Consider the following 12,934-nt stretch of genomic DNA (forward strand, 5'->3'; position numbering starts at 1 on the left):
ACTATTGCTGCGCATAAAAGTAACAGAAAAATATAGAAATCATATTATATAGTGGAAATGGTTATAAGGTAAGTAAACTACCTCTATCTATTAATTTACCTTTTCTAAGTGCAATAGGTGAGATGTCATATTTGTAAAGAAATTTTTTTATCTCATCTCCCCAGCTGTAGCAATCTAAATCACCAAAGAAGGCCATTCTGTTTAAAGAAATCATTCCGCCAACCCCGCCTATAAAACCGTAGTTTAGTGAAGGTAGTGATATATCTCCGGGAGGAAGTAAGAGAATATCAAAATCATATTCTTGTAAGGCTTTAAAAATTCCTTTATCACTTGTTATTAATGCCTTATCTCTGACAGGGAGAACAGAGCATTTTGTATATCCTTGAGATACATTGATTTTGATTTTAGTTAATTGAGAAGCTAAAAGATTTTTATCTGTAAATTTTAAATTGTGAATAAAGTGATTTTCTAAAATTAAAGAATTTAAAATAATGTCATTAGGATATGTATAGGACAATGAATTTATAGAAACAATAAAATCTATGTCATTGTCAATCAAAATATTCTTGAAATTTTGAGAAATATCTTTTTGAATAATAACTTTGTTTGAGGAATTGTTTTTTAGGATATTTAATTGAATATCAGGGTGTCCATTTATAGCTTCATATACAGAATTGCATTTTGGAACTAGGATTGGGTTCATATTTAATTTTAAAAGGTTGTTTAATTCTTCATTTGTAATTCTATAATCGACAAAGCAATGCATATTATTCTCCTTTATAGTAAGCAAGTATTAATGTTAAACACTCAATGATTATTGAAAGTTGATTTTCGTTTGAAATCCTTAAGTTTAAAAGAATCCTATTGATAATATGCAGATATTCAAGCCAGAATTATGCATAAGGATTTAAGAAATTCTAAAATTGGTTTGCAATAAATTGACAATGGATAATTAATAATTATTAACCTACAAACTTCTCAAAATATATTGTGAACTGAATAATTTAACATGTCAATTTTAAAATTAAAATTTAAGTATAAATTTTGCATACCAATAAATTTTTAATACATACTAATATTAAGAAGGGAGTGAAATCCATGCTTATTTTAAAATTAGCTTATAGTGATGACTTGAGCTTTTCTAATGACTTGCAAGAGCTAAGAGAATTACTTAAGAAAAAGAATATCTTAATTGGATTTGTTGAAAGTATTGAAGGGAAAATCCATATAATTAAGATAATATGTGAAGATAACTGTTATAATGAGAAAATAAAAGAAATTATTAACTTATATGTTAGTAATATTTTATATAGAATAGTTATTGATAATTATAGAAAAAAAGAAATGCTGGAATTTTTAACAGACAACTTTTTTTTCTTAAAGCAAAGTGAAATATTTGAAGTGGAAGATAAAATATTAAAAATACTGAAGTGCGAAGAAAAAACAGAAGGTGAAAATTCTATATATTGTTTAAATAATATAAATGAAATGATTGAAAAAATTAGAGATTGTATAAGTGAAAAACAAGAAATAAATATAGATGGTTTTATAACTTTTAGAATGAGAAAGCTTAGAATCTATATAGAAAAAATAATTGATAATGTAGTAGAAAGCTATATAGCAGAAAAAGAATATAAAGAATTCATAAAACTGTTAAAATATTTTGTAGAAATACAAGAATGCAAAATTGAAGAAATTAATATAGTAATAGATGAAAATAATAATTATATAGTTAGAGATAGGGAAGGTAGAAATTTATATTACAATTTTATAAGTGATATAAAAATAGAGGGAAGCAGTACAGATTTAAATATGGAAGATATATTAATTAGTGGACTAATAACAAATGCGCCTAAGAATATAAATATATATGGAAAAGAAAATTGTGACAATAAGGAATTTTTGGATACGATTGAAAAGGTGTTTGAAAGCAAGGTTGCTTTTTATAAAAGTAGTGAGGAATATAAAGGTGAAAAAATAATACTAAAAAAATATTGACATGGATAATTAATGGTGATATACTCATCTTTGTTAAGAAGAAACAGCCGTTTCTCACCATGCAGTGTTATAAGTACTACTAGTATGGTTTATGGATATCTGTGCAATATGTATTGATAATTTTGAGACGGCTAGAAGGCCGTCTTTTTATTATGCATATAATTTTTCGGAGGTGAAAAATATTAATAAAGATTTTCCAATGAATGAAGAAATTAGAGAAAAAGAACTTAGAGTAATAGGCAGCGAGGGTGAACAACTAGGTGTCATCACAGCAGCTGAAGCAAGAAGACTTGCTGAAGAAAAAGAGCTTGACTTAGTAATGATTTCTCCTAGTGCAAAACCACCAGTTTGTAAGATTATGGACTTTGGTAAGTACATTTATGAGCAATCAAAGAAAGAAAAAGAAGCTAAGAAAAAGCAAAAAATTGTTAGTATTAAAGAAGTAAGAGTAAGTCTAACTATTGAGGAACATGATATTGACATAAAAGCAAAGAATGCTAGAAAGTTCCTATTAGATGGAGATAAAGTTAAAATCACTGTTAGATTTAGAGGTAGAGAGATGGAACTTGGTCATGTAGGACAAAAGATTCTTGATAACTTTGCTTCTAAATTAGAAGATGTCTGCCTAGTAGAAAAAAGACCAAAAAGAGAAGGCAGAAGCATGACAATGGTTTTAGGGCCTAAAAAGGCATAACTTGAGAGGAGGATTTAATCATGCCAAAAATGAAAAGTCATAGAGGTGCAGCAAAAAGATTCAGAAAGACAGGTACAGGAAAGCTTAAGAGAGCTAAAGCGTTTAAGAGTCATATCTTAACTAAGAAGAGTTCAAAGACTAAGAGAAATCTTAGAAAAGCTGGATATGTTTCAAAGTCACAAGAAAAAGTAATGAAGAAATTATTACCATACCTATAATATAGAGGTAGTGCAGGAGGTTTAAGTAATGGCAAGAGTAAAGAGAGCAAAGAATTCTCGTAAAAATCATAAAAAAGTTTTAAAACTTGCAAAGGGATACTACGGTGGAAAGAGTAAGTTATTTAAAACTGCTAATGAATCAGTAATCAGAGCGTTAAGAAATTCTTACGTTGGTAGAAAGAATAAGAAGAGAGATTACAGAAGTTTATGGATTGCAAGAATTAATGCTGCAACAAGAATAAACAACTTATCATATTCTAAATTTATGAACGGAATCAAATTAGCTGGAATCGACATCAACAGAAAGATGTTATCTGAAATAGCTATAAACGATCCAAAAGCATTTGCTGAATTAGTGGAAGTTGCTAAAAAACAATTAAATGCTTAATACATAAAATGCGGTTTAGACCGCATTTTATTTTTATATACAAATATAAACAAGAGTTAGAATGATTAGAGGAAACTCGACTCGCATTCGTTCGCTAAGCACACGATTCACGCCAAATCATAGATTTGGGTTCACTGCTTATGTCAAATTAGAGTTACAAATTGGCAAGAAGTTACTGTTATTCTTGCATAAATTAAAATATTCTTGTGATTTTGAGGTGTAGTGCTTTGATATTTATTGAAAGTAAAGAAAATAGTTTGTTTAAAAATACAAAGAAGCTTAAAGAAAGAAAAAACAGAAATAAAACCAGCAAGTACATAATTGAAGGTTTTAGATTGGTTCAAGAAGCATTTAAAGCAAAAGTTCATGTAGATTATTTGATTGTAGCAGAAGATGCAGTAAATAAAATTGATGAATTTTTAGGCGAATATATTAATGAAGAGATTAAAATTTATAAAATAGCAGCAAATTTGTTTAAAGAGCTTATTTCAACAGAAAATCCTCAAGGAATACTTGCAGTTATAAATATGAATGCTAGAATATTAAATTCTGATGGAGATTTTTATTTACTTTGTGATAAGCTGCAGGATCCAGGGAATCTTGGGACTATAATAAGAACAGCGCATGCAGCAGGAGTGCAGGGTATTATACTAACAAAAGGAACCGTGGACATATATAATGAAAAAACAATCAGATCTACAATGGGATCTATATTTTATATTCCTATTCATTATGATGACGAGAATTTCTCTTTGGTAAACGAATTAAAGGAAAAAGGATTCAATTTAGTAGTTACATCCTTAGATACAGATAAAAACTTTTTTCAAGCGGATTTAAGAGGAAAGGTTCTTTTAACTGTTGGAAATGAAGGAAATGGAGTTAGTTCAGAAGTTCTGGATATGGCTGCTACTAAAGTTAAGATACCAATGCCAGGCAATGCTGAATCTTTAAATGTGGCAATAGCTGCCTCTGTTATTATGTATGAAAAAGTAAGACAAAATCAACCTAAATAAAATAATGAATTTATGCATAAATTTTGAAAAATATATTGATATTTTATAAATTTATTTGTATAATGAATTGTATTAATTGGATATTTAAAACTGTGAATGAGAAAGTAAATATTAGAAAAGTTTTAAGGGAGAGAGGGTCATGGACTGTAAGCCTTCTTAAATAATATAATATTGAAGTTCGCTCAGGAGTTCTAGCTGTGAAAATTGCAGTAGTAGCTAGCGGCAAAAAAGGTCGTTAATTAAATTAAGTTGGGTACTTGCATTTTGAGTTCCAATTAGGGTGGTAACGCGGATATTTCGTCCCTTTTTTAGGGGGACGATTTTTTTATGCAGAAAAGCCTGTGAAATTAATATTTGAAATTTGCAGCATTGAAAGGAGAAACGATTATGAAAGAAAAACTTAAAGAATTACAAGAACTTGCATTAAATCAAATCGAAGCTGTTAAAAACAGCAGTGAATTAGAAGAAATTAGAGTAAAGTTCTTAGGAAAAAAAGGAGAACTTACTACAATATTAAGAGGTATGGGGAGTGTTTCTCCAGAAGAAAGACCAATGGTAGGAAAATTGGTTAACGAAGCTAAAGCAGCTGTTGAGGAGAAATTAGAAAGTGTATTATCTGATATAAAAAGTAAAGAAAAAGCAGAAAAACTTGCAGGTGAAAATATAGATATTTCACTTCCAGGAAGAAAGAAAGTTATAGGAAAAAGACATCCTTTAGATTTAACCTTACAAAGCATGGAAGAAATCTTTGTTTCAATGGGCTTCACAATTGAAGATGGACCAGAAGTTGAATATGATCATTATAACTTTGAAGCCTTAAATATTCCTAAGAATCATCCAGCAAGAAGTGAACAAGATACGTTATATATTAATGATAATATAGTCCTTAGAACACAAACTTCACCAGTTCAAATTAGAACTATGGAAAATCAAAAGCCTCCAATAAAAATGATATCACCAGGTAAAGTATATAGATCAGATTCTGTAGATGCTACTCATTCACCTATATTTTATCAAATGGAAGGTTTAGTTATAGATAAAGGTGTCACTTTTGCTGATTTAAAAGGAACTTTAGAATTATTCGCTAAAAAGATGTTTGGTGATAAAGTTCAAACTAAATTCAGACCGCACCACTTCCCATTCACAGAACCATCAGCAGAAATGGATGCAACATGCTTCGTTTGTGGTGGTGAAGGATGTAGAGTATGTAAAGGTAGTGGTTGGATAGAACTTTTAGGCTGTGGAATGGTTCATCCAAATGTACTAAGAAATTGTGGCCTTGATCCAGAAGTATATAGTGGATTTGCTTTTGGCTTTGGAGTAGATAGAATGGTAATGTTAAAGTATGGAATAGATGATATAAGATTACTATATGAAAGTGATATGAGATTCTTAAACCAATTCTAAGAAATTATTTGAAATTAATACTATTATGATATGTTTGAAAAAATAATTGGTCAAAATTTAAAGATCTTCAAAGGAAATAAACATTAATTAAACATTGAAAATTCATAATAAAGTACTGACCATTGATAATTGAACATTGAAGATTGTAATACTGGGTGTAGATATTTTGAGAGAAATTCAATAATCCATATACCCAATAATCAAGAGGAGGAGACAAAATGAAAGTACCATATAATTGGCTTAAAGATTATGTTGATATAAATGTTAGTCCTAAGGAATTAGGAGATAAATTAACTTTAACTGGATCACAACTAGAGGAACTTATTGTTCAAGGGGATGTAATTCAAAATGTAGTTACTGGAAGAATCACTAAAATTGAAAAACATCCTGATGCAGATAAATTAAGTATATGTCAAGTTGATATAGGCAGTGAAGAAATTCAAATAGTTACAGCAGCTACAAATATGAAGGAGCAAGATGTTGTACCAGTTGCTCTTCATGGATCAACCCTTGCCGATGGGACAAAGATAAAGAAAGGTAAACTTAGAGGAGTAGCATCTAATGGTATGTTTTGTTCAGAAGAAGAATTAGGAACAGCAGGGGATAAACCAGTACATGGTTTAATGATTTTACCTACAGATACTAAGCTTGGAGTGGATATTAAAGAAATTTTAGGCCTAAATAAAGCTATTTTAGATTTTGAAATTACTTCAAATAGACCTGATTGCTTAAGCATGGTTGGAATGGCAAGGGAAACAGCTGCAGCTCTTAGAACAACTTATAAAATGCCAAGTTTAGAATATGAAGTTAAGAATTCAAAAAACATAAATGAAGAATTGAATGTTGAAGTTAAAGATTCTCTTTGTAACAGATATATGGCAAGAGGAATTAAAAATGTTAAAGTAGAGCCTTCCCCAGGCTGGATGCAGGAAAGACTTCTTGAAGCAGGTGTAAGACCAATAAACAACATAGTTGATATAACAAACTTTGTTATGCTTGAGATTGGTGAACCAATGCATGCTTTTGATAGAAGAGAAATTACTACTAATAAAATAGTTATAGAAAGAGCAAAAGCAGGTGAAAAATTCACTACATTAGATGAAGTAGAAAGACAGCTAGATGATTCTATGCTTTGTATTAAAGATGGTGATAACACTATAGGTCTTGCTGGAATAATGGGGGGATTAAACTCAGAAATAAAAGAAGATACAATTGAAGTTGTTTTTGAATGTGCAAACTTTGATGGAACTAACATAAGAGTAAATTCGAAGAAATTAAATTTAAGAACAGAAGCTTCAGGAAGATTTGAAAAGGATATTGATCCAAACTTAGCAGAAGTTGCATTAAACAGAGCCTGCAGTTTGATTTGTGAATTAAATGCTGGTGAAGTTATGGAAGGAACAATTGATGTTTACAATAACAAAAAAGAAGTGTCAACAGTAACTGTTGATTCAAATTGGGTAAACGGCTTCCTTGGAACAGAAATTTCTAAAGAAGAAATGAAGAGATATTTGGACAGCGTTGATTTATTTACAGAAATTAATGGTGATAATTTAGTCGTAAAAGCACCAACCTTTAGAGTTGATATTGCAATTAGAGAAGATATAGCTGAAGAAATAGCAAGAATCTATGGATATGAAAAAATTCCTACAACAATTTTTAAGGTTTCTACAGAAAGAGAACCTAGATATAGAAAGGGCTTGCTAGATAACAGAGTAGTAATGCTTGCTACAGGAAGTGGATTAAATCAATCTATCAGTTACTCATTTGTATCTCCAAAGGTGTTTGATAAAATCAATTTACCAGAAGATAGCGTGCTTAGAAATGTAGTTAAAATAAAGAATCCATTAGGAGAGGATTATAGTGTAATGAGAACCACAACACTTCCTTCAATGATGGAATCTCTAGGAAGAAATTACTCAAGAAATAATCCTTATGTTAGATTATTTGAAATGGGTAAAGTATATATTCCAAATGAAGAGGAAACTAAACTCCCTACTGAAAAAAATATATTAACTATAGGTATGTATGGAGAATGTGATTATTTAGATCTTAAGGGTGTTGTAGAAAATATAACTGATGGCCTTGGAATTAAAAATGTTAAATATGAAAGAGAAAGTGAAAATGTAAGTTATCATCCAGGAAAGACAGCAAAGATTGTTATTGGAAGAACAAATGCTGGAACTATTGGAGAAGTACATTTAGATGTATCAGAAAATTATGGTATTGATGTACCATGTTATGTGGCTGAATTAGATTTAGATGTTTTATATGAAAGTTCAGATATGGATAAAAAATACAAAGCACTTCCAAAGTTCCCTGCAGTAACAAGAGATATTGCGTTACTTGTTGATGACAGTCTTTTAGTTCAAGAAATTGATGATACAATAAAAAGAGCCGGTGGAAACTTAGTTGAAAAAGTAGAATTGTTTGATATATATAAAGGAAAGCAAATTCCAGAAGGCAAGAAGAGTATTGCTTATGCAATTTGGTATAGAGATGAAAATAAAACTTTAACCGATAAAGATGTTAATAAGGTACATGAGAAAATATTGAAATCTTTAGAATATAAACTTGGAGCTACATTAAGAGATTAATAATTTTTAACCTAAATCAGGTGAATATTTGTTCTTTAACAAATATTCACCTGATTTTTTTGAGCATTTTTAAGAAAAATTTCTAAAAATGAAAAAAATATAAGCTTAAAAGAAGGAAAAATCACATTTATATAGAATAAATATACATAAAGTGGTTGAAAGTGGAGCGAAGTGGGTTAAAATAGAGTATAGAATTAATTTTTTAAGTGGGAGCTGAGAATGATGTTTATAGGAGAGTACCAACATGCGTTAGATCCTAAAAATAGAATAATTGTTCCGGCCAAGCTTAGAGAGGGCCTTGGAAATAAATTTGTTATTACCAAAGGTCTTGATGGATGTTTGTATGCATATCCACTTCAAGAATGGGAAATATTAGAAAACAAGCTAAAAACTTTGCCTTTAACAAACAAGGATGCAAGGTCTTTTGTAAGGTTCTTCTTTTCTGGGGCTTGTGAGGTTGAGTTAGATAAGCAAGGAAGAGGGCTAATTCCACAAAATTTAAAGGAATATGCAGGAATAGAAAAGGACATAGTAAGTATTGGGGTATTATCTAGGGTAGAAATATGGAGCAAAGAAAAGTGGAGCGAGTATAATGAGTCAAATCTTGATTTTGACTCAATAGCAGAAAAAATGAATGATTTAGGAATATAAGGAGTTTTTAGTATGGAATTTAAACATGTTTCGGTATTATTAAATGAATGTATTGATGCACTGAACATAAAAGCTAATGGAATTTATGTTGACGGTACATTAGGTGGAGCAGGACATTCTTCTCATATAGTAAAGCATCTATCAAAGGATGGAATGCTTATTGGAATAGATCAAGATAAAGATGCTTTAGCTGCAGCTAAAGAAAGATTAAAAGATTATAGCAATGTAAAATTTGTTCACGATAATTTTTCTAATATAGATAATATTTTAAATGAACTAGATTTAGAAGGAGTAGATGGAATTCTTATGGACCTTGGGGTCTCATCATATCAACTGGATGAAGCTTCTAGAGGCTTTAGTTATATGCAGGATGCTCCTTTAGACATGAGGATGAATAGAGATAATGATTTTTCGGCATATGATATTGTGAATAAATATAGTGAAGAAGAATTGTCTAAGATTATTAAAGATTATGGAGAAGAAAGGTTTGCTAAAAGAATAGCAAATTTTATAGTGAACAGAAGAGCTGAAAAGCCTATAGAAACAACTTTAGAATTAGTAGATATAATTAAGGCTGCAATTCCAGCAAAGATGAGAAGAGATGGACCACATCCAGCGAAAAGAACTTTTCAAGCTATTAGGATTGAGGTTAATTCTGAACTTAAGATATTAAATAAAACAATTGAAGATGGGGTTAATAAATTAAATAAAGGTGGAAGAATGGCAATTATTACGTTTCATTCATTAGAAGATAGAATTGTAAAATTAAAATTCAGAGAATTAGAGAATCCTTGTAATTGCCCTAAAGAATTTCCAGTTTGTATTTGTGGAAAAGTGCCAACGGTTAAGACGATTTCAAAAAAAGGAATTGCTCCAACTGATAAAGAAATTGAAGAAAATCCAAGAAGTAGAAGTGCTAAGCTTAGAATTATTGAAAAATTATAATTAATATTATGTTATAAATGATAGGGATGTGAATAAATTGGCGAGAAGAGAATATGATTATATTAAGGGGAATACAGTATTAGCACCAGAAAGAAAAAGAAGAGTACGTAAGCCGGATGAAAAATATAAACAGATTAAAAGAAGAGTAAAGAAAGAAGCATTATTAAGAAATCAAAGAAAAAACGATAGAAAATACTTGGTGACAGTAGCTGTAGTAATATTTGCTTTAGGGGTTGCAACAATTTCAGGAGATAATAAAGTTTATTCAATGCAAAAAAGAGTTAGTGATATGAATAATCAAATTAAGCAGGCTCAAGAAAAAAATGATGCATTGAATGTAGGTATACTAAAATTTTCTTCGTTAAATAACATTGAAAGAAAAGCTGAAGGTAATTTGGGTATGTATGTACCTAAAAAAGAAGAAATAGTTAAAGTTGATTTCTCAGATAATTATTTTGCAGGTATTGAATCAAATGGTGTCAGTCAAAATACTAAAGAGAATAGCATATTTTCAAAACTAATAAATCTTATAAAATAGTGTGAATTTATAGCATAAATAATTAATCAAAATTATTAGGGATAGATATAATTTAATAAAAGTAAGGTCCATGGGGGAAATGGGTATTGAGAAGGGAAAATTATAAAGATAGGTCAAAAATGCGACAGAGGATGAGCTTAGTTGCTTTTGCTTTGACTTTTGTGTTTTCCATACTGATTCTTAGACTTTCATATATAATGATAGTTAAAAGGTCAGATTATGCAGCAAGAGCAGAAGAACAATGGACAAGTGAAGTTAAGATTGACGCAAGAAGAGGACGAATATTAGATAGAAATGGTAAAGAACTCGCAGTTTCTGCTAATGTTTATAGAGTGGATTTTGATTTGACATCTATCAGAAATTATTTAAAAAGATCCTTAAAAGAAATACCAGCCAAGGAACTTGAACATATGAAAAGTGTGGGGATTCCTGTGCCAACAGGAAATGAAGCGTTAAAGAACGATGATATTGCACCTGTAATAGCAAAAGCATTAGATGTAGAGGTTTCAGTAATAAAAGATAAACTTGAAACGAAACTTAAAAATGGAGAACCTGCTGGAGCCGCAATAGTAAAAAGAAGAGTAGAAAAAGATATAGCTGATAAAGTGAAGGAACTAAATATTAGTGGTGTAATTGTTTCTCCTGATACAAAGAGATATTATCCAAATGGAAATTTTTTAGCACACGTATTGGGAAGTACTAATACAGATAATAAAGGATTAACTGGTATAGAACTTCAATATAATTCATATTTAGCAGGAATTCCTGGTATGAAAGTAGCAGAACTTACTAAAAATAATATGGATTATCCATATACAATCTCTCAGTTTACTTCACCTGTAAATGGTAAAGATATAACTCTTACAATTGATGAAAATATCCAAAAATTTGCTGAAAAAGCAGCACAGCAAGCATTTGAAGATACTGAAGCTAAAGCTGTATCTATATTAGTTATGGATCCTAAGACAGGAGAAGTATTAGCAATGGTTAATAAGCCTGATTTTGATCCTAACAATCCATATCAAGGTGCAGACAAATTTGATGGAGCAAATAGTGGAGAAAAATTACAAAAAATGTGGAGAAATCGATTGGTTAATGATACATTTGAACCTGGATCAATATTTAAAGTAATTACAGCCATTACTGGTTTAGAGGAAAATGTAGTTAATAAAGATACGGATTTCCAATGTAATGGATCATTATCAGTAGGAGGAATTAATCCAAAGTGTTGGAAAGCTGGCGGACATGGAGCACAAAAGTTTCCAGATATAATTCAAAATTCATGTAATGTAGGTTTTATGAAATTAGGTGCGATGATTGGTAAAGATAAGTTATGTGAATACATTAATAAATTTGGATTTGGACAAGCAAGTGGAATTGATTTACCAGGTGAAGCTAAGGGAATCGTGAAGGCAGTTAATAAAATCTCAGAGGCAGATCTTGCAACAATTGCTTTTGGACAAACAAACACTGTTAATTCAGTTCAATATATGACTGCTTTTAATGCTGTTGCAAATGGGGGGACATTAATTCAGCCTCATGTAATGAAGGAAATAACACATAATGACGACAATAATGCAAGTATAGTGGATGATTCCTTTAAACCTAAAACCACAACTGTAGCAAGTAAAGAAAAGACTGCAGAGCTTAGATCTTACCTTGAACGAGTTGTTACAGGTGGATCTGGCACAGGAACTTTTATAGAAGGATATCATATTGGTGGTAAAACAGGAACAGCACAAAAAGTAGTAAATGGTGTATATGGAGATGGTAAATATATATCTTCATTTGTTGGGATGGCTCCTGTAGATGATCCTAAAGTTACAATCATGGTAACTATTGATGAACCAACTAAAAATGGGGCATATTATGCAGCTCAAGTAGCAGTGCCACCAGCAAAAACATTATTTTCAGATATTTTTAATTATCTAAATAGTAAATTTTCAGATGAAAATTTAGGACAGATCACTAGGGATGTAACAATACCTGAAGTTAGAAATATGAAAGTCGCTGATGCAAAAAAAGTATTAAAAGATGCTAAGCTAGACTTTAATATTGAAGGGGATGGAGAAAACATTACAGGTATAACACCATATCCAGGCTATTCTGTAAAAGAAGGGTCAAAAATAAATCTTTACACAAATAGTGAAGGGACTTATAATAATAATGTTGTAATGCCAGATGTTAGAGGATATTCAAAGGAAGATGCTTCTGCTTTATTAAAAAATATTGGAATCGTAGCTACTTTTGAAGGTGATGGAGCAGTTTCGGAACAAGATATTTCCCAAGGGGAAGTTATAAGCAAAGGAAGCACTGTTAAATTAATCTTAAGTTCCGATTATAAAGACTAGACAGGAACTAATAAGAAAATTTTAAGCTTACTAAAGCTGAAATATTTGTTTTGATGAAATAATTGAAGTTTGAATTGACGAAATATTAATAACTAGCATGTGGGAATATTCACATGCTATATTTTTTAGGGATA

12 protein-coding genes and 2 other annotated features are annotated in these 12,934 nt (G+C 30.3%); of the genes, 11 read left to right on the top strand and 1 reads right to left on the bottom strand.

Annotated elements, in window-relative coordinates; genetic code table 11:
- Positions 1–61: 61 nt before the first annotated feature.
- On the bottom strand, positions 62–766 hold the full coding sequence (locus L3B98_RS06135; protein ID WP_015392697.1) for a DUF6873 family GME fold protein: 705 nt from the start codon (positions 764–766) through the stop codon (positions 62–64).
- Between the two features lie 332 nt (positions 767–1,098).
- Between L3B98_RS06135 and ytxC the strand changes: the two genes are divergently transcribed.
- The 11 genes from ytxC (at position 1,099) to L3B98_RS06190 (ending at position 12,800) form a co-directional block, all read left to right on the top strand.
- Positions 1,099–1,998: a putative sporulation protein YtxC gene (ytxC, locus tag L3B98_RS06140; protein WP_077362777.1), complete on the top strand. Its 900-nt coding sequence runs from the start codon at positions 1,099–1,101 to the stop codon at positions 1,996–1,998.
- A 29-nt stretch (positions 1,999–2,027) separates the two neighbouring features.
- Positions 2,028–2,155 (top strand) — a sequence feature (ribosomal protein L20 leader region).
- Between the two features lie 15 nt (positions 2,156–2,170).
- On the top strand, positions 2,171–2,692 hold the full coding sequence (infC, locus tag L3B98_RS06145) for a translation initiation factor IF-3 (RefSeq protein WP_238915979.1): 522 nt from the start codon (positions 2,171–2,173) through the stop codon (positions 2,690–2,692).
- Between the two features lie 20 nt (positions 2,693–2,712).
- Complete coding sequence (gene rpmI, locus L3B98_RS06150) at positions 2,713–2,910, top strand: 50S ribosomal protein L35 (RefSeq protein WP_015392700.1); 198 nt, start codon at positions 2,713–2,715, stop codon at positions 2,908–2,910.
- A 28-nt stretch (positions 2,911–2,938) separates the two neighbouring features.
- Entirely contained in the window at positions 2,939–3,298 is a 360-nt protein-coding gene (rplT, locus tag L3B98_RS06155) for a 50S ribosomal protein L20 (RefSeq protein ID WP_015392701.1), read from the top strand.
- Between the two features lie 227 nt (positions 3,299–3,525).
- On the top strand, positions 3,526–4,311 hold the full coding sequence (locus L3B98_RS06160; protein WP_238915980.1) for an RNA methyltransferase: 786 nt from the start codon (positions 3,526–3,528) through the stop codon (positions 4,309–4,311).
- Between the two features lie 83 nt (positions 4,312–4,394).
- Positions 4,395–4,619, top strand: a binding site (T-box leader).
- A 79-nt stretch (positions 4,620–4,698) separates the two neighbouring features.
- On the top strand, positions 4,699–5,718 hold the full coding sequence (pheS, locus tag L3B98_RS06165; protein WP_015392703.1) for a phenylalanine--tRNA ligase subunit alpha: 1,020 nt from the start codon (positions 4,699–4,701) through the stop codon (positions 5,716–5,718).
- 218 nt (positions 5,719–5,936) lie between these two features.
- Positions 5,937–8,315, top strand: coding sequence for a phenylalanine--tRNA ligase subunit beta (gene pheT / locus L3B98_RS06170; RefSeq protein WP_238915981.1), 2,379 nt, complete (start codon positions 5,937–5,939; stop codon positions 8,313–8,315).
- 222 nt (positions 8,316–8,537) lie between these two features.
- Positions 8,538–8,966, top strand: a complete 429-nt coding sequence (gene mraZ, locus L3B98_RS06175) for a division/cell wall cluster transcriptional repressor MraZ (RefSeq protein ID WP_077362783.1) — start codon at positions 8,538–8,540, stop codon at positions 8,964–8,966.
- 12 nt (positions 8,967–8,978) lie between these two features.
- Positions 8,979–9,911, top strand: coding sequence for a 16S rRNA (cytosine(1402)-N(4))-methyltransferase RsmH (rsmH, locus tag L3B98_RS06180; protein WP_238915982.1), 933 nt, complete (start codon positions 8,979–8,981; stop codon positions 9,909–9,911).
- A 28-nt stretch (positions 9,912–9,939) separates the two neighbouring features.
- Positions 9,940–10,449, top strand: coding sequence for a cell division protein FtsL (locus L3B98_RS06185; RefSeq protein WP_238915983.1), 510 nt, complete (start codon positions 9,940–9,942; stop codon positions 10,447–10,449).
- 86 nt (positions 10,450–10,535) lie between these two features.
- Positions 10,536–12,800 carry a stage V sporulation protein D gene (locus L3B98_RS06190; RefSeq protein ID WP_238915984.1) on the top strand — a complete coding sequence of 755 codons (2,265 nt, stop codon included), beginning with the start codon at positions 10,536–10,538 and terminating at the stop codon, positions 12,798–12,800.
- The last annotated feature ends 134 nt before the right edge of the window (positions 12,801–12,934 follow it).

Origin of the sequence: Clostridium sp. YIM B02555 (assembly GCF_022320955.1) — a bacterium.
GTDB lineage: Bacteria > Bacillota > Clostridia > Clostridiales > Clostridiaceae > Clostridium > Clostridium saccharoperbutylacetonicum.